Genomic DNA, 17776 nt, shown 5'->3' on the forward strand with positions numbered 1-17776 from the left:
CAACTCGATGAATAAACTGCAGATGATCGCCAAAGGTGTGGCGCCAGTGTTGGCAGCCTTGCTGATGACCGCATGCGCCGCGCCTGAATTCAAGCAGCCTGCGATGGACGTGCCGACCGCGTTCAAGGAATCGCAGGTACCTGATGCGCCTGCGCCGGTGAAGACCGCGGCCGACGGCAGCACCTGGAAACAGGCGCAAGCCGCCGAGGCGCAGCCGCGCGGCGAATGGTGGCTGGCTTTCAACGATCCAGCCCTGAATGAGCTGATCGCCGAAGCCACCAGGGCCAACGCCAACCTGGCGGTGGCCGCGGCCCGCGTCAAGCAGGCCCGCGCCATCGCCGGCATCGCCGAGGCGGACCGCATTCCGCAAGTGGGCGTCAACGCCGGCGCCCAGCGTCAGCGCCAGTCCGACGTCGCGCTCGGCCTGCCGGCCGGTACGCCGGTCGCTCCGGGCAACGTGTTCAGCGCCAACCTGACGGCCAGCTACGAGGTCGACCTGTTCGGCCGCGTATCGTCGAACGTCAGCGCGGCCCGCAACGACGCCGCCTCGGTGGAGGCGACATACCGCTCCGTGCTGCTGTCGGTGCAAGCCGACGTGGCGCAGACATACTTCCGTCTGCGCGCCACCGACGCCGAGCTGGAAACGCTGAACCGCACGGTGCAGACCCGCGAAGAAAACGTCAAGGTCAACCAGCGTCGCTTCGACCTGGGCGACATCGGCGAATTCGACCTGTCGCGCGCCAAGACCGAGCTGGCGACTTCGCGCGCCGAAGCCATCGGCCTGCAACGCCAGCGCGTGACGACCGAGCATGCACTGGCGGTCCTGCTGGGCAAACCGGCGGCCAGCTACACGGCCGGCGCCAGCCCGCTGCTCGACACGTCGCTGCTGCCGGTGATCCCGGCTGGCATGCCGTCGTCGCTGCTGGAGCGCCGTCCGGACATCGCTTCGGCGCAGCGCGCGATGGAGGCGTCCAACGCCCGCATCGGTGTGGCCAAGTCGGCGATGTTCCCGGTGCTGACGCTGAACGCGGCCGCCGGTGGCACGTCCGGCAACACCGTTGCGGACGTGTTCAAGTGGAGCAGCCGTTCGTGGGTACTGGGTGCGCTGATGTCGATGCCGTTGATCGACGGCGGCCGCAACAAGGCCAACATCACGCGTAGCGAAGCCGCGCTGGAAGAATCGGTCGGCACTTATCGCCAGAGCGTGCTGGTGGCGTTCGCGGAAGTGGAAGACAACCTGGCGGGCCTGCGCATCCTGGCTGGCCAGACCGCGCAGATCGAAGACGCGGTGGTGTCGGCACGCCGTTCCGCCGACCTGGCGCAGAAGCTGTACACGGCCGGCCGTTCGAGCTATCTCGACTTGCTGGACGCGCAGCGCAATCTGGCGGCGGTGGAACGCAGCGCGGTGCAACTGCGCGGCAATCGCGCGGTGACCACGGTGGCGTTGATCCGCTCGCTGGGCGGCGGCTGGGATGGCGCGAAGGCGCCGGAGAAAGTTGCGCAGCGATAAGCTGGATCGGCAATAAAAAAGCCTGTGTTCGCGTGAGCGGCACAGGCTTTTTTTTATGCGGCGCGCCGGGCGCGCCGCAATGGGGTCGTGCTTACTTGGTCACGACTGGAGCCGGGGTTGCTGCGGCTTCGGCTTTCTCTGCCTTGGCGTGGGCTTTGGCTTTGGTCTTGGTGGCCTTGGCGTGAGCGTCTGCCTTGTCGGCTTTCTCATCGGCCTTGGCGACGGTGACGTCTTTCTTGGCTTCGGCGGCTACCTTGGCGGTTTTTGCCTCGGCTTTGACATCAGCCTTGGTTTCTTTCGCTTCGGCTTTGGCGACGGTCTTGGTTTCTTTGGCTTCAGCTTTGGCAGCGGCAGGCGTAGCAGCCGGGGTGGTGGCTGGGGTGGTAGCTGGGGTCTGTGCAAAAGCTGCGGTAGCGAACAGGCCGGCGATCAGGGTAGCGATAAGTTTGTTCATGATGAAATCCTCATTCAGGTTGATTTAGAGCCGGGACAATTCCCGTGTCACTGAGCGAAAAACGCGCCCCGGAAGCATCCCGTTGACGGGCTTTACATTCACTTACAAGCTCTCCAGATTGCTTACATGTTCGTGACCGCACGGAACGCGGCGCGGCGCGGGGCTACGCTGGCGGCATGAGAGACTCGCTTAAAACCTACAAGGCCAAGCGCAACTTCGCCGTCACGCCCGAACCAGCGGAAGGCGGCGAGGAGGGCGGCGAGGCGCGCACCTTCGTCATTCAAAAGCACTGGGCCAGCCGCCTGCACTACGATTTCCGGTTGGAGCTCGACGGCGTGATGATGAGCTGGGCCGTGCCGAAAGGCCCCAGCTACGATACGCACGACAAGCGCATGGCGGTGCATGTGGAGGACCATCCGATTTCGTACAACGATTTCGAAGGCACGATACCGCCCAAACAGTACGGCGCCGGCAAGGTGATTATCTGGGACAAGGGCCTGTGGCGGCCGCTGGACGATCCGCACAAGGCGCTGGCGGCGGGGAACCTGAAGTTCGAGCTGCAAGGCCACAAGATGCACGGAAAGTGGGTGCTGGTGCGGATGAAGGGCAAGGGCGAGAAGCAGGAGCCGTGGCTGCTGATCAAGGAGAAGGACGACTACGCGCGGCCGGCCGACGAGTTCAGCGTGGTGGACGAGATGCCGGACAGCGTCAAGTCGCTGCCGCTGCCCGCATCCGCCCCCGTGCCCGCGCCTGCGCAAGCCGCTGTCGAGGCGCCCAAGGCGGCGCTGCCCGAGTCGCTGTCGCCGCAATTGGCGACGCTGGTCGATGCGCCGCCGTCGTCGCCGGAGGACTGGATCTTCGAGATCAAGTTCGACGGCTACCGGTTGCTGGCGCGTGTCGACGGCAAGGAAATCCGCCTGCTCACCCGCAACGGCAACGACTGGACGCACAAGCTGCAAACCCTGCACGACGCGCTCGTCAAAATGAAGCTGCCCGACGGCTGGTACGACGGCGAAATCGTGGTCCACGACGACAACGGCCGCCCGGACTTCGGCCTGCTGCAAAACGCCTTCGACGAGAACAACCCCGGCGAGATCGTCTACTTCCTGTTCGATATCCCGTTCCACAACGGCCGCGACCTGCGCGACACGCCGCTGGAGTCACGCCGCGCCATCCTGCGGGAGGTGCTGGACCAGCGTCCGTCGGACAGCGTCCGCTACAGCGCCACGATGGACGCGACGCCGCAGGAAATCATCGCCGCCGCCTGCCGCATGGGGCTGGAGGGCATCATCGGCAAGCGCCGCGACGCCCGCTACAGCTCGCGGCGCAGCGGCACGTGGATCAAGCTCAAATGCGGCCAGCGCCAGGAATTCGTCATCGGCGGCTACACCGATCCGCAAGGTTCGCGCAGCGGCTTCGGCTCGCTGCTGCTCGGTACCTACGACAAGGACGGCAAGCTGCAATATGCCGGCAATGTCGGCAGCGGCTTCGACGCCGCCACGCTGCGCGAAGTAAAAAGTAAAATGGACAAGCTGGCCTCCGACAAAAGCCCGTTCGCCCCGAACCGCGAAATCGACAAGAAAGCCCGCTGGCTCAAACCCGCCCTGGTGGCGGAAGTGAGCTTCGGCGAATGGACGCATTCCGGCTCGATCCGCCACGCGGTATTCAAGGGACTGCGCAAGGATAAAAAGGCCGGCACCATCATCCGTGAAGTGCCGGCCCATCTAAAGGAGAAAACGGACATGCAGCCAGCTAGCACCGTACAGGGCAAACTGCCCGCCTCGCTCAAAGTGACCAATCCCGACCGCGTGATCGACAAGGAAAGCGGCGCCACCAAGATCACGCTGGTGCGCTATTACGCGCTGGTCGGTGCGCTGATGCTGCCGCATCTGAAGGGCCGTCCGGTCTCGCTGGTGCGCGCGCCGGCCGGCGTGGGCGGCGAGCTGTTTTTCCAGAAGCACGCCGAGACCGACAAGCTGCCCGGCGTGAAGCGGCTCGATCCCGCGCTCGATCCCGACCATCCACCGATGCTGGAAGTATCGACCGAGCAGGGCTTGCTGTCGGCGGCGCAGTGGAACGTGGTGGAGCTGCACACGCAGAACGCCAGCGCCTCCAACTACGAGAAGCCGAACCGCATGGTGTTCGATCTCGATCCCGGCAAGAACGTGACGTGGGCGCAGGTGCAGGAGGGCGCGCTGCTGCTGCGCGCCTTGCTCGATCATCTGGGTTTGCCGTCGTTCCTGAAAACCAGTGGCGGCAAGGGCCTGCATGTGGTGGTGCCGGTCAAGCCGGGCTACGGCTGGGACGACGTCAAGGCGTTTTCGCAGGCGATTGTGGCGCACATGGCACACAACATCCCGGAGCGCTTCGTGCTGAAGAGCGGCCCGCGCAACCGCGTCGGCAAGATTTTCATCGACTATCTGCGCAACGGTCGCGGCGCCACCACGGTCGCAGCCTGGTCGGCGCGCACGCGGCCAGGTTTGGGCATTTCGGTTCCGGTGACGTGGGAAGAGCTGGCCGGCCTGCACAGCGCCGACCAATGGAACGTCGCCAATGTCCACACCCGGCTCGATGTGGGCAACGCGCCCTGGGATGACTACGCCAAATCGGCCAAGGGACTGGCGCCCGCGATGAGGCAGATAGGCTTCAAGCCCGGCGCCTGATCGGCGCTGCGGCCTTGGACACAGCCGGCTTGGCGGCGGTCTTTGCTGTCGCCGACGTTTTCGCTGCCGGTTTTGCAGCCGATTTTGCAGCCGGCTTGGAGTGCGCCCCACTACTGCCGCTCTTGGCGGCAGGGCGCTTGCCCAGACTGTCCTGCAGCAGCGCCACCAGATCGACCACGTTGGACGACTTGGGCGCCTTGGCCTCCGGTTCTGCTGCGGTGATGGTCTTGGTCTGTCCGGCCTTGATCTTCTTTTTCACCAGCGCGAGCACGTCGTCCTTGTAGGTGTCGTGGTACTGCTCCGGTTTCCATTCCTCGCTCATGCCCTCGACCAGCGACAGCGCCATCTGCAGCTCCTTGTCGCTGATGCCGGCCGCTTTCATCGTGGCCGGCGGCAGCTTCAGCTCCGTGACATCGCGTATCTCCGAAGCGTAGCGCAGCGTGTTGAGCACGATCTTGTCCTCGACGCACACCAGCGCGCACAGGTGCTGCTTGGTGCGGATCACCACCGTCGCGATGCCGATCTTGCCGGCCTTGCGCAGGGTCTCGCGCAGCAGCGCGTACACCTTGGCGCCGCCGCGCGACGGCGCCAGGTAGTAGGGCTGTTCGTAGTAGGTCAGCGGCACGTCGGCCGCGTCGACGAAGGCCTGGATGTCGATGGTCTGCGTCGCTTCCACATTGGCGCGTTTCAGGTCCTCGTCCGACAGCACGACGTACTCGTTGTCCTCGTACTCATAGCCCTTGACGATGTCGTCCCACGTCACTTCCTTGCCGGTGCTCTTGTTATAGCGCTTGTAGCCGACCGGCGAAAAATCGCGCCGGTCCAGCATGGTCAGGTCCAGCTCGTGCTCCTGCACCGCCGAATACATCTCGACCGGGATGTGCACCAGCCCGAAGCTGATCGCACCTTTCCACAATGCGCGCGCGGCCATGGCCTACTCGCCGACTGAGCCGGTCACCGGCAGCACGATGCCGCTGATATAGCTGGAGCAGCAGGGCGCCGCCAGGAACACATAGGCCGGAGACAGCTCCTGCGGCTGCGCGGGCCGGCGCATGTCGGTGTCCTGGCCGAACTGAGCCACCTTCTCGGCCGGCGCGTCGGCGGGATTGAGCGGCGTCCACACCGGCCCCGGTGCGATCGCGTTCACCCGTATGCCTTGCTCCAGCAGGTTCGATGCCAGCGACATCGTGAACGCGTGGATCGCCCCTTTGGTGGTCGAGTAGTCCAGCAGGTGCTTCGAGCCTTTCAACCCGGTGACCGAGCCGGTGTTGATGATGGAGGCGCCGCGCTTCAGATACGGCAGCACCGCCTTGGCCATGTGGAAGTAGCCGTAGACGTTGGTCTTCATGGTCAGGTCGAAACGGTCCTCGGTCAGGTCGGCGAGCTTTTCCGCATGCTCCTGGAAGGCCGCGTTGTTGACCAGGATATCGAGCCGGCCATAGCGCTCGTGCACCTGCTCGACGGCGTCGCGGCAGAAGGCCGCGTCGCGCACGTCGCCGCGCAGCAGCATGCAGCTCTGGCCCTCGGCCTCCACGTAGCGCTTGGTTTCGTTGGCGTCCTCGTCTTCGTCAAGATAGATGATGGCGACGTCGGCGCCTTCGCGCGCATACAGCACCGCCACCGCGCGGCCGATGCCGGAGTCGCCGCCGGTGATGATGGCCGCCATGCCGGCCAGCTTGCCGCTGCCGCAGTAGTCCGGCGCCAGGAACTCCGGCTTGAGCTGCATCTGCGCCTCGATGCCGGGTTTTTCGAGGTGCTGCTCCGGCAGCGGCGTGCCGGGATAGTCGTGTTGCGTGGTCTGCACCGGTCCCTGGCGCTCGCCGATCTGGCTGGCGCGCGGTTCCTGGCGGGCGCGCTGGTCGGACTGGTCCTGGCGCTGCTGGATCTCGCGCTGCATGGCGCCCGCATCGCTCTGGTTCTTGCTGTTTGGCATGATTGTTCTCCTCGACTGCGAAGGAACAGTATTCGCGCCGCGCGCTTCCATGACGGTGCGCTCGTTCACATATGATTAATTTGCGACGCAAACAAGTTTGCCGGGCAATAAACTGATCTTTAATACAAAAAATATTGCTAATTATGAACTTTATGGCACACTAGCGGAAGGGGACGTTTTCATCAAATACAGAAATACGCGGGAGCAACAAATATGGCGGATGTTCAGGGCCGTGCCAGTAGCAGCACAGGTGTATTTTTCAATGCCAGCGGCGAGCGCCGCTCGGAGTTTCAAGCCTGTTGCGGCGAGATGTTCGCGCAGCTGGCGCTGACCGACAGCGTCGACGCGGCGGCCGCCGCGCTGGCCAAGCGCCAGGTCGACCTGCTGGTGCTGGACTTGAACGGCTATGAGCAGATGAGCGAATTGTCCGGTGTCGGTGCGCTGATCCGCGCCCACGCCGGCGCGCCGGTGCTGGTGCTGTGCGCCTACGAGCACACTGCGTGGCTGCCGGAGCTGATGGCCTACGGCCAGTTCGACTACCGCATCTGTCCGGTGCTCAACGACGAGTTGCAGCAAGCCGTCGCGCAGGCGCTGGCCCAGCCGGAAGATTCAGCCGCCTTCATGCAGCAGCAATTGCTGGACAAGGAAAAGGAATTGCGCGACCTGCTGGGCGTGCAGCGCAGCCTGCAGCGCGCGCTGGCCAACATCGACAATATCGACGCCATGGCGGGGCAGATCTGCCTGGCGCTGTGCAATTTCCCCGGCGTGCGCCACACGTCGCTGCTGCATATGAAGGAGCGCGGCGACCTGCAACTGGTGGCGCAGGAATCGCGCAACCACCTCGATCTGGCGCGCTTGCTGCAGCGGCGCGACCGCCTGCTGCAATCGCCGCTGCGCGACATCTTCCCGCCGCTGCTGGCCGTGGCGCGCGGCGAGATGGTGCTGCTGGACGCGCCGGAAAAATCCGGCAACCCGGAACTGGCCATGACGCTGCACGACCGCGCCGTGCACATGGTGCTGGCGCTGCCGCTGCGCGCCGAGCCGGGCAGCCCCGAGATGGGCGCGATCTGCCTGATGTTCGACCGCCACATCGTGTTCTCGCGCGAGCAGTTCGCCTGCTTCTCCAGCCTGGCGCAGTTTGTCAGCTTCGGCCTTGGCATGAGCGAATTGAAGCATCGGAACGACGAGTTGAACGGCCAGATCTCGCTGATGAGCACCATCGACAAGCTCACCGGCGCCTCGAACCGCCGCGCCGGCGAAGACTTCCTGGACAATGAAATCCGCCGCGCGCGCCGCTACGCCTTGCCGCTGGCGGTGCTGTCGTTCGAGGTCGCCGCCTTCCATTCCGAAAACGATTTATACGGTTCCCCGGTCGGCGAGCAAACGCTGCGCGCGGTGGCCGACATCGTCAAGGAACGCCTGCGCACCTCGGACCTGCTGGCACGCATGCGCGGCGACGAATTCATGATCGTCGCTACCCACACCAGCGCGGCCGACGCCATGCGCCTGGCCGAGAAGCTGCGCGCCGCCATCGCCGACGCGGACTTGCCGAGCAAGGCCGCCGTCAACGTCAGCCTGGGCATCGCCCAGGTCGGTGCGGACGAGGGCAGCGCCACGGTGCTGGACCGGGTCGATGCGGCGTTGCACCGCGCCAAGCGCGCGGGCCGCAACCTCATCGAGCCGGCTTAAATCCTTTCCATGATGGTCGCGATACCCTGGCCGCCGCCGATGCACTGGGCGGCCAGCGCGTAGCGGCCGCCGGTGCGCTCCAGCAGCGACGCCGCCTTGCCGGTGATGCGGGCGCCGGTCGCGCCCAGCGGGTGGCCGATGGCCATGCCGCCGCCGTCGATATTCAACACTTCCGGCTTGATCCCCAGCTCGCGCACGCAGGCCAGCGCCTGCGATGCGAACGCCTCGTTGATCTCCGCCACATCGATGTCGCTGGCCTGCAGACCGGCGATCTTCAGCGCCTTTTGCGTGGCCGGAATCGGGCCGATGCCCATCAGCGCCGGGTCGCATCCCACCGCCGCCATCGCGACGATGCGCGCGCTCGGCTTCAGGCCGTGCTTGCGGGCGAAGGCCTCGCTGGTGACCAGCACCGCCGAGGCGCCGTCCGTCAGCGGCGACGAGGTGCCGGCCGTGACCACGCCATGCTCGGGATCGAACACCGGCTTCAATGACGCCAGCGCTTCCACCGTGGTGCCCGGACGGATGCAGCCGTCTTCGGCGATCACTTCGCCGCTTGCGGTGGCGATCGGCACGATTTCATCCTTCAGCAAGCCGTTGGCGCGGGCCGCGGCGGCCTTCTGGTGCGACTGGAAGGCCAGCAGTTCCTGGTCGGCGCGCGACACCTCGTATTTGCGGGCCACGTTTTCGGCGGTGTCGCCCATGCTGATGTAGGCGTCGGTTTCGGCCAGCAGCGCGGGATTGGGTGAGAAGTTGAAGCCGCCCTGCGGCACCATCGTCATCGATTCGATGCCGACGCACAGATAGGCTTCTCCCAGGCCGGCCTCGATCTGCGCGGCGGCGATGTGGATGGCCGACATCGACGAGCCGCAGAAGCGGTTGATCGTCATGCCGCTGACCTGATGCGGGAAGCCGGCCAGCAGCGACACGATGCGCGCCAGGTTGTTGCCCTGCGAGGATTCGGGATAGGCGCAACCGAGGATGACGTCGTCCAGCAATGCCGGGTCGAGGCCGGTGCGCTCCATCAAGCCCTTGACCACCTGGGCGCCAAGGTCGTCGGGGCGGACCTCGGCCAGCTTGCCCTTGCGGGCGAAATGGAAGGGCGAACGGGCATAGGCGCTGATAACGGCTTTCATGATGATTCCTTTAAATGATGATCGCAATGATTGATATATTACGCTCGTAATGTATAATGTCAACAGGGATTCAGGAGGAGATGGCTATGAAAGTCAGCAGGGAGCAAGTGGCGCTCAACCGCGAGCGCATCATCGAAACGGCCGCGCGGCTGTTCCGTGAAAAGGGCTACGACGGCATCGGCGTGGCCGATCTGATGAAGAGCGCCGGCCTGACGCATGGCGGCTTCTACGGCCATTTCGACTCCAAGGAAGACTTGCTGGCCGAGGCCGCCGCGCATGCGCTGAAAAAATCGGTGCAGCGCTGGGAAGGATATCTGGCCGAAGGGCGCGATACCGCGCTGGAGAAAATCAGCGACGGCTACCTGACCAGGCAGCATTGCGAGCATCCGGAAAAGGGCTGCTCGGTCACCGCGCTTGGAGCGGACATCGCACGCCTCGGGCCTAAGGCGCGCCATGCGCTGACTGAAGGGGCAGTCGGGCAGATGGCGATACTGGAAAAGCTGATGCCGGGTGCCGACGACGCGGAAAGGCGCCGTCAGTCCCTGGCCACCTACGCCTCGATGGTCGGCGCCATCGTGCTGGCGCGCGCCGTCGACGACGAAGCGCTGTCGGCGGAAATCCTGCAGGCGGTGCAGCAATCGCTGCCCGCAGGAGCCTAGCTTACGGGCAGTTGCCGATGATGTAGTAGCCGGCCGAGGTCTGCGCCAGCGTGGTGGTGTAGAAGGTGTTGTTCAGCCCCATGTTCTGGTTCGAGCCCTTGGCCAGCGCATAGCCGCCGCTGTTGACCGCGCGGCCCGCCGTCACATGCGCATAGTTCGACGCCGTCGTCGCGCTGCACGTGAAGCCGGACAGCGTGGTGCCCGTCACCGCCGACGACGGCGCGCTCTCGTTCCCCGCCGCATAGGACGTCACCGTATAGCTGTAGCTGGTGCTGGCCGCCAGGCCGGTGTCGGTGTAGGTGGTGGCGCTGACCGGGCTGGCCGTCACCTTGCCGCCGTTGCGGTACACGTGATAGCCGCTGGCGCCGGAAGCCGCGCTCCACGCCAGCGAGACGCTGCTGGCGGTGGTGCCGCTGACATTCAAGCCGGTCGGCGTGGTCAGTGGCGGCGGGCTGCCGCTGGTGGTGCCGCTGACCGCCGACGAGGCCGCGCTGCTGGAACCTCCCGACGTCACCGCCTTGACGGTGTAGCTGTAGCTGGTGCCTGCCGCCAGTCCGCTGTCGGTGTAGGCGGTGCCCGCCACCAGTGCAGTGTTGACCTTGGCGCCGCCACGGTACACGTCATATCCCGCCGCCCCCGTCACGCCGCTCCATGCCAATGCAATCGAACTGTTGGTCACGCCCGTCACCTGCAGGCCGGTGGGCGCGGGCAGGGCGGCAAAGCCGCTGGTCACGCGGTCGACCATGGCCTTGACCGCGGCCATCTGGCGTCCGCTCTTTTTCGCGTAGTTGGCATCGTCGTAGCCCCACCAGTCCCAGCAGCCGTTTGGATTGCCGGTGCTGCTGGGCGCCGTCTGCGGATATAGCACCACGATGTTGTTGGTGTCGGCCCATTTGTTATAGCCGGTGTTGCGGTAGTACTGGTCCTGGATTTTGGTCGGATCCTGCTGGCAGCCGTGCAGCACCACGTGCACCTTGCACTGCTGGCCGGCGCCGCAGTTGGCCGGCACATAGGCCCAGCCGCTGGCGGCCATGCCGTGCGTGGTCGGGTTGGTGATGAATTCGGACTGGTTGAACTCGACGAAACTACCGCCCAGGGTGCCGGTGTTCTTCGCGTTCAGCGTGCCGTAGATCCATTTGAGGATTTCCCCGGCCAGGTCGAAATTGCAGTTGTTGATGTAGGGACTGGCCTTGGTGCTGCAGGCGCTGCCGAAGTAGTCGGTGACCATCGCGTGTTCCGAGGCCAGGTTGTTCTTGTAGAAGATGTTGGCGTTGCTGATGTAGTTCTGATAGTAGGTGTTGGCCTCGTTCATCACCAACTGCTTGACGGTGCTGTCGATCGAGCCCGAGTACAGGTAGACCTTGGAGTTAGCCAGGTTGCTGGTGGCGTCGATCAATCCCTGGCTGGCCCAGCTGTTGGTGGTCGATATCAGGCTGGAGGTTGCCGGCTTGCTGGTGCTGGTGGCCGCCATGCAGGGGCCGGTCGCGGTGACCACGGAACCCTGCGCGCAATAGAAAGGTCCGCCGGCGACGACACCGGCGCCGGCCTTGAAGGTGGCCGAGTAAGCCACATGCATCTGCGCCGCCATGAACGCACCGGACGACAGCCCGGAAACCGAGCTTTGCGCGGGATCGACGTTGTAGGACGGCAGGGTGATGGGGGCCGCCATGGCCGTTGCCAGTGGCATCGCATGCTGGCAGGCGGCCAGCATCGAGGTCACGAGAATGCTGCAGATACGGGACTGCCTAACGATATTCGTCATTCGAGGTCTCCTGTTATCGTGTGATGGGCCGCGACGATGGCGGCCATCCGATAGTATTAGAAAACGATTAACGTGGCATAAAACACAGTATTACTACTGTCTCGCCGCCGCAATACTTGCAAGGAGGATGTCTGTTCGTGGCGCAGCGTTGACCGTCGGGCAAGCAAGTGACAATCCGCGCATTTTTCGTTTGGGCAAGATGTTATTCTTGCTATTGAGGCAAACCTCAGGCCGGCAGCGGTCTGAATGGCTACCTGATAACTACGGAGAGAAGCGATGGCGGTTGGGAAATCCTGTACGGAATGTGGCAGTAACGAGCATTTTTCAAAAGAAATCGTTCCGAGTAACGAACTACTCCCGGTTGGATTCCTTCATGGCGCCAGGTATCGAGTCGTTGTATGTGGAGATTGCGGGCTCACTCGATGGTTTGTGGTTGAGCGTTTCCTGCCGCTCGTTAAAGAGAAATTTGAAGTAGAACAGTGATTTATGCGGTTAGGCAACGTCAGCAATGTTGGGGGCTAGCCATCACCATTGACCGCCCTCGGCAAATAGCATATATGTAAAAAATAATTTAAGGAAGATTCATGAAGTCTCTCGGAATTCTGATGTTAGTGCTCGGGCTTATGGTCGCGATTTACGCTTTGAACATGGATGTGAGTGCGACCATCCCTGCTCGCGATTTTGGATATGGCGTTAGTACTCCGGAAACTACCGTTGCTAACCTGGAACTGATGTCACGTAGACAAAATATCCTGATATTTGGAGGAATTCTTGCAATAATTGGCGCAATTTTTTCAGTGTTCGGTAGCCGCTCTGTATCCAAGCCTCAGTCTTCAGAAGGCGTGCGCATTGAACATTCGCGAACATCTGTGGCTGCCTCCCTGGACCGGGTAGAATTTCACGACGGAGTATACACTGTTGGGGAACGAAATTTCGATAGCTTTGAAGAGGCTAACTCTTATCTTAACCGAGCTTCAAAATAGGACGAAGACTTCTTTACGTTACGATTTGGCTGTCAATAGCTATCTTCGATATACTATTGCAAGAATGCATTTTTCATCCCGGCCAAGGAAGTTGCTCGACCCAACCGCACCGCTCTTCGAAGTAAAATAAATCCCCCCTTCAGTTTATACAGGACAACCCAATGGCATATCAACCTCCAATCACAATAAAAGAAGCCATAGACAACATACGAAAACGGCACTATGTCCTTCCGTCTATCCAACGTGAATTCGTATGGGATACCGATCAGATCGAAACGCTTTTCGATTCGCTCATGCGCGATTATCCGATTTCGACTTTTTTGTTCTGGAAAGTCGATAAAAGCAAGATCAAGAATTTTCAGTTTTATGAGTTCCTCAAGGTTTATCACGAGAAAGATGGTCGACACAATCCAAAGGCCGATCTTCCAGACAATGAGGATGTTATCGCTTTGCTTGATGGTCAGCAACGCATGACTTCTATGTTTATTGCCTTAACAGGATCGCATGCGCGAAGGCTGCCACATGCGCGCAAGAATAATCCTGCGGCGTACCCGGTTAAGAAAATGTACCTGAATCTGCTTAAGAAATCGGACGAGCTGGAAGTTGAGTACGATTTCAAATTCCTGACAGTCAGAGAGGCGGAGCAAAAGAAGGGGTTTTTCTGGTTCCCATGTAGCGAAATTCTGGATATGTCGGACATGAGCAAGACTTCCATGTATCTAATGAAAAATAAGTTGATGGATACATCGATATATAGTGAGCTCGAGTCCGAGTTTGCGATTAATACTCTGAATGAATTTTTTAATGTGGTTCATCAAAAGGGAACTATTAGCTATTACCTGGAAAAGGGTGAGGAACTTGATAAGGTTCTTCAAATTTTTATTCGAATTAACAGTGGAGGTACTAAACTCAGCTATTCTGACCTCTTGCTGTCGATCGCTACTGCGCAATGGAAAGGCAAGGATGCTCGCGAAATCATCCATTCATTCGTGGATGAAATTAATAAAATTGGCGATGGATTTTCATTTAATAAGGATCTTGTTCTTAAGGCATGTCTCGTGCTGTCTGATTTCGATGTAAAGTTTAAAGTAGATAATTTCACAAAAGAGAACATGGAAATTATTGAGCAGCGTTGGGAGTCAATATCTGACGCGATTCGCTCGGCGGTTGATCTATTTGCCAAATTCGGCTACAGTCGCGACAATCTGCTCGCAACAAACACTGTCATACCTATCAGTTACTTCATCTACAAAAATCAGTTTGCAAATGAAATCGTGCATAGTTCGGCACGCGAGGCAGATCGTAAATCGATCAAGGAATGGCTTGCTCGAGTCCTGTTAAAAGGAACATTTGGCGGGCAACCTGATTCCATCTATCCGGCCATGCGGGATCTCACAAACAAGTATCCACAGCGCTTTCCGCTGGATGAAATCATTGAGCATTACAAATCCAGTCGTAAATCAATTACGTTTTCTGAAGATGAAATTGAAAACTTACTGGAATTGCAGTACTCAGGGGCTAAGACCTACTGTGTCTTGACGCTGCTTTATCCTGGATTGAATTTTAGTTTTAAATATCATCAAGATCACATCCATCCAAAATCATTTTTTAGCAAACGTCATCTGAAAATGCTGGGATTGGCTGGTGAAAAAATTGACGCATACCTCGCAGAATTCAATTGTCTGCCGAACTTGCAACTATTGCAAGCCACCACGAATATTCAGAAGAGCGACAAATCATTTCATGAATGGATGAACGCTAATTTTAATGGTCGTGCCGAACGCGAGAGTTTCTTGATGCAAAATCATATTGGGCCAAGCGATTCGCTGGAATTCGATGAGTTCCTCCTCTTCATACAGAACCGGAAGCAGAGGCTGAAACACCTGCTGCAAAGGCTGCTCGTTTCAAGTTTTGAGGTACCTGCTATAGTTGAATCCGTAAATTGAATATTGCGATGAGGAAATCCAATAAAGGCATTGAATTTTGGTAATTGTTTAACGGCGGCGTTGTCGGCTGCGGTGTCAAAACGGCTGCGGTGTCAGTTCCGGCAATTGGACAAGACATACATTGATTGGCAGTTTGCCGGAACTGACCCTGACGCTCTGACGTTCTCGGCCCCCAGTAGCCTGACACTGATTTTCAAGGACTAGAAGATGCTCGGTTGCTAGTCCACACGCACAAAATTTCTTCGGTCTAACTTAGCCTCAAGTGCGGGAATCTCTGAGCGCGTCAGCTGGTGGTCACGGTCAAAGACTTTCGTTGCAAGTGGAGTAGGAATGCCATAGAGTGAGGCCGTTCTGAGACCTGCAGCGGCGCCGAAAGCTGCCCTGGTCAAAAGTGCGATAGATATTTTCTCCGCAGTAGCATAGTCAAATCGTCGCGTCATCGCGACAGAGTGCAGGAAAGTTCAATTTGATGGCGCCACATTTGGGGCCGCTATGGAGACTGCATCAGCTGGAGGCTGACATCCCGTAGCCATACGAGGAACATCACATGCGTGCCTGGCTTCATGCGCTGGTCCTGTTGTCAGTCGTGCTGGTCTTTGGCGCGTCGTTCGCATTGCTGAGTACGGTCATTGGCATTACGTCGCCGTGGCTTGCATTACTTCTGATGTTCTACTTTCTCGGCATCGCTAAAATTGCCGAGCCGCTGTATGCACTGAGAATGCCTGGCGCGCTTTACCAGCTTCGCTCCTGGGAGCAGAAAGGCGACATCCTCCGCCGGCTTCGCGTTCCCGGCTTTGGCAGAATGCTGCGCCACACGCCGCTACGCTACCTGAACGCCGGTGTATATCTTGCTCAGCAGCGTGGAGATGTCGTGAAGCTTCGTCGTCAGATCGAGTCGTCGGAAGCCGCACATTTCTGGGCTACAGTTCTGTTCACACCGTTTATCGCTGTGGTTGCGCTAAGCGAAAGGTGGGGCTTTGTGGCCTGCTTTTCCTTCGCTCAAGTGCTCGTCAATATCTACCCGATCCTGCACCTGCGCTACATCCGCGGGCGCCTGGACCGGACCTTCCGCAGGGTTGGCGAAAATGCATGGTGAAAGTAATCTCGGGCTATCGATCCCATTTGCGACGGTCTTATGCGTTTTTCGCATATACAAGAATAAAAATCGTCTAAGGGCTGGGCCGCCCATGCCCGATGACGTAGACTGGCGATATTTCTAGTACTCTGGACGAACAAATGCTGCAATGGTTGAAGCACTACCGGCGCGCCCAGCTGCCTGGCGATATCAGCGCCGGGCTGGTGGTGGCGATGATGATGATCCCGCAGGGCATGGCGTACGCGCTGGTGGCGGGACTGCCGCCGGTGGTCGGGATCTACGCCAGCATCTTGCCGCCCATCGTCTACGCGCTGTTCGGCAGCAGCATGACCCAGTCGGTCGGCCCGATGGCCATCGTTTCGCTGATGACGGCCGCCGTCATCGGCCCGCTGGCGCCGGCCGGATCGGCGCTGGCTTCGGTGCTGGCGGCGCAGCTGGCGCTGGTGTCCGGCGTGGCGCTGCTGCTGTGCGGCTTGCTGCGCATGGGCTTCCTGGCCAATTTCTTTTCCCGTCCCGTGATGAGCGGCTTTACCGTCGGCTCGGCCATCGTCATCGCCTTCGACCAGCTGCACATCCTGCTGGGTGGCGACCCGCCGCATATCCACCTGCCCAGTGCGGCGCTGGGCGTCGGCTCGCTGCTGTTGCTGGTGCTGGCCCGGCAGTATCTGACCGGCCTGCTGAAGCGCTGCGGCGTGCCGGCGACGGTGGCCGATATCGGCGCCAAGCTGGCGCCGATGGTGGTGGTGCTGGGCGCCATCGTGCTGATGGCCGCCACCGGCCTGCCCGAGATGGGCGTGCGCACCACCGGCGCAGTGCCGGCCGGACTGCCACATCTGAACCTGGCCACGTCCAGCGCGCATTGGAAGGCGCTGGTGCAGCCAGGCCTGCTGATCGGTTTCATCGTGTTCCTGATGTCGATGTCGGCGGCGCAGTCGCTGGCGCTCAAGCGCAACGAGAAACTGGTCAGCAACCATGAGCTGATCGGCCTGGGCGCGGCCAATGTGGCCAGCGCACTGTCGGGCGGCTTTCCGGTGACGGGCAGCCTGTCGCGCTCCGCCGTCAATTTCGCCGCCGGTGCCAACACGCCGCTGGCCAGTCTGGTCACGGCCGCGCTGTTGGCCTGCGCGCTGCTGGCGCCGACCGGCTGGCTGGCGCTGCTGCCGTTGCCGACCCTGGCCGCGACCATCATCGTCGCCGTGCTGGGCATGCTGGAACTGGATATCCTGCGCACCGCCTGGCGCTACGACCGCAGCGACGCGCTGGCCTGGGGCGCGACCTGCCTCGGCGTACTGGCGCTGGGTGTGGAGGCGGGCGTGGTGATCGGCGTGGCGCTGTCGATGGGCACCTTGATCTGGCGCGCCAGCCGGCCGCACATCGCGGTGCTGGGCCGCATCGCCGGCAGCGAGCATTTCCGCAATATCGAGCGCTATCCGGCCGAAACCCAGCCGGAACTGCTGATGCTGCGCATCGACGCCAACCTGTTCTTCGGCAACGTCGAAGCGGTCTCCGAGCGCATCGAGTCCGAACTGGCCACCCATCCGAGCGCGCGCCACCTGGTGCTGGTGATGACGGCGGTCAGCTCGATCGACACCACCGCGCTGTTCGCGCTGTCGGAATTGAACGATCGCATGAAACGGCGCAATATCGGCCTGCACCTGGCCGAAGTGAAGGGGCCGGTGCTGGACCGTTTGCGCCAAAGCGACCTGCTGCAACAGCTCAACGGCCAGCTGTTTTTAAGCACGGCGATGGCCTTCGACCATTTGCATCCTGCCAAGGATGTTGCTTGATCGCGTAAAATATTGCTAATCCTGAAATTAAATCCTTTTGGGCAATAAAATCCATGGACTTCCGGTCGGTTTGATCCTATGATTTAAGTCGCAGCCGCGCAGACTAACCCCAAAGAATGGTTTTCCGATGTTGGACCGACTTGCTCGCCGTGCAGGCAGAG

The 17776-nt window shown here is 60.8% G+C and carries 13 protein-coding genes; 8 read left to right on the forward strand and 5 right to left on the reverse strand.

Features of this window, described 5'->3' with window-relative positions; genetic code table 11:
* Nucleotides 1-7: 7 nt before the first annotated feature.
* The gene (locus ABWW33_RS29330; protein ID WP_353404947.1) at nucleotides 8-1510 is read left to right on the forward strand and encodes an efflux transporter outer membrane subunit; all 1503 of its coding nucleotides are present in this window, start codon (nucleotides 8-10) and stop codon (nucleotides 1508-1510) included.
* 91 nt (nucleotides 1511-1601) lie between these two features.
* Here ABWW33_RS29330 and ABWW33_RS29335 read toward each other — a convergent pair whose 3' ends face one another.
* The gene (locus tag ABWW33_RS29335; protein ID WP_176650113.1) at nucleotides 1602-1964 is read right to left on the reverse strand and encodes a hypothetical protein; all 363 of its coding nucleotides are present in this window, start codon (nucleotides 1962-1964) and stop codon (nucleotides 1602-1604) included.
* 176 nt (nucleotides 1965-2140) lie between these two features.
* On the opposite strand from ABWW33_RS29335, the gene ligD reads away from it, so the two are divergent.
* Entirely contained in the window at nucleotides 2141-4627 is a 2487-nt protein-coding gene (gene ligD / locus ABWW33_RS29340; protein ID WP_353404949.1) for a DNA ligase D, read from the forward strand.
* On the opposite strand, the gene ku is transcribed toward ligD, so the two are convergent.
* Together ku and ABWW33_RS29350 are read right to left on the reverse strand one after the other, a co-directional pair.
* Nucleotides 4611-5558, reverse strand: a complete 948-nt coding sequence (ku, locus tag ABWW33_RS29345; RefSeq protein ID WP_353404951.1) for a non-homologous end joining protein Ku — start codon at nucleotides 5556-5558, stop codon at nucleotides 4611-4613. The two genes, ligD and ku, sit on opposite strands and share 17 nt — an antisense overlap.
* 3 nt (nucleotides 5559-5561) lie before the next feature.
* Nucleotides 5562-6560: an SDR family oxidoreductase gene (locus ABWW33_RS29350; protein WP_353404953.1), complete on the reverse strand. Its 999-nt coding sequence runs from the start codon at nucleotides 6558-6560 to the stop codon at nucleotides 5562-5564.
* Between the two features lie 213 nt (nucleotides 6561-6773).
* Between ABWW33_RS29350 and ABWW33_RS29355 the strand changes: the two genes are divergently transcribed.
* On the forward strand, nucleotides 6774-8249 hold the full coding sequence (locus ABWW33_RS29355) for a GGDEF domain-containing protein (protein ID WP_353404955.1): 1476 nt from the start codon (nucleotides 6774-6776) through the stop codon (nucleotides 8247-8249).
* Here ABWW33_RS29355 and ABWW33_RS29360 read toward each other — a convergent pair.
* On the reverse strand, nucleotides 8246-9382 hold the full coding sequence (locus ABWW33_RS29360) for a thiolase family protein (RefSeq protein ID WP_353404957.1): 1137 nt from the start codon (nucleotides 9380-9382) through the stop codon (nucleotides 8246-8248). The two genes, ABWW33_RS29355 and ABWW33_RS29360, sit on opposite strands and share 4 nt — an antisense overlap.
* An 86-nt stretch (nucleotides 9383-9468) precedes the next feature.
* Between ABWW33_RS29360 and ABWW33_RS29365 the strand changes: the two genes are divergently transcribed.
* The gene (locus ABWW33_RS29365; RefSeq protein WP_176650119.1) at nucleotides 9469-10041 is read left to right on the forward strand and encodes a TetR/AcrR family transcriptional regulator; all 573 of its coding nucleotides are present in this window, start codon (nucleotides 9469-9471) and stop codon (nucleotides 10039-10041) included.
* A gap of 1 nt (nucleotide 10042) precedes the next feature.
* Here ABWW33_RS29365 and ABWW33_RS29370 read toward each other — a convergent pair whose 3' ends face one another.
* Entirely contained in the window at nucleotides 10043-11803 is a 1761-nt protein-coding gene (locus tag ABWW33_RS29370; protein ID WP_444551020.1) for an extracellular catalytic domain type 2 short-chain-length polyhydroxyalkanoate depolymerase, read from the reverse strand.
* 584 nt (nucleotides 11804-12387) lie between these two features.
* Between ABWW33_RS29370 and ABWW33_RS29375 the strand changes: the two genes are divergently transcribed.
* The 4 genes from ABWW33_RS29375 (at nucleotide 12388) to ABWW33_RS29390 (ending at nucleotide 17615) form a co-directional block, all read left to right on the forward strand.
* Entirely contained in the window at nucleotides 12388-12786 is a 399-nt protein-coding gene (locus tag ABWW33_RS29375) for a hypothetical protein (protein ID WP_353404959.1), read from the forward strand.
* A 161-nt stretch (nucleotides 12787-12947) separates the two neighbouring features.
* Entirely contained in the window at nucleotides 12948-14732 is a 1785-nt protein-coding gene (locus ABWW33_RS29380) for a DUF262 domain-containing protein (protein ID WP_353404961.1), read from the forward strand.
* A 547-nt stretch (nucleotides 14733-15279) separates the two neighbouring features.
* Complete coding sequence (locus tag ABWW33_RS29385) at nucleotides 15280-15828, forward strand: glycosyl-4,4'-diaponeurosporenoate acyltransferase CrtO family protein (RefSeq protein WP_353404963.1); 549 nt, start codon at nucleotides 15280-15282, stop codon at nucleotides 15826-15828.
* Nucleotides 15829-15968: 140 nt separating this feature from the next.
* Nucleotides 15969-17615, forward strand: a complete 1647-nt coding sequence (locus ABWW33_RS29390) for a SulP family inorganic anion transporter (protein ID WP_353404965.1) — start codon at nucleotides 15969-15971, stop codon at nucleotides 17613-17615.
* The last annotated feature ends 161 nt before the right edge of the window (nucleotides 17616-17776 follow it).

Source organism: Duganella hordei, from assembly GCF_040369125.1.
GTDB lineage: Bacteria > Pseudomonadota > Gammaproteobacteria > Burkholderiales > Burkholderiaceae_D > Rugamonas > Rugamonas hordei.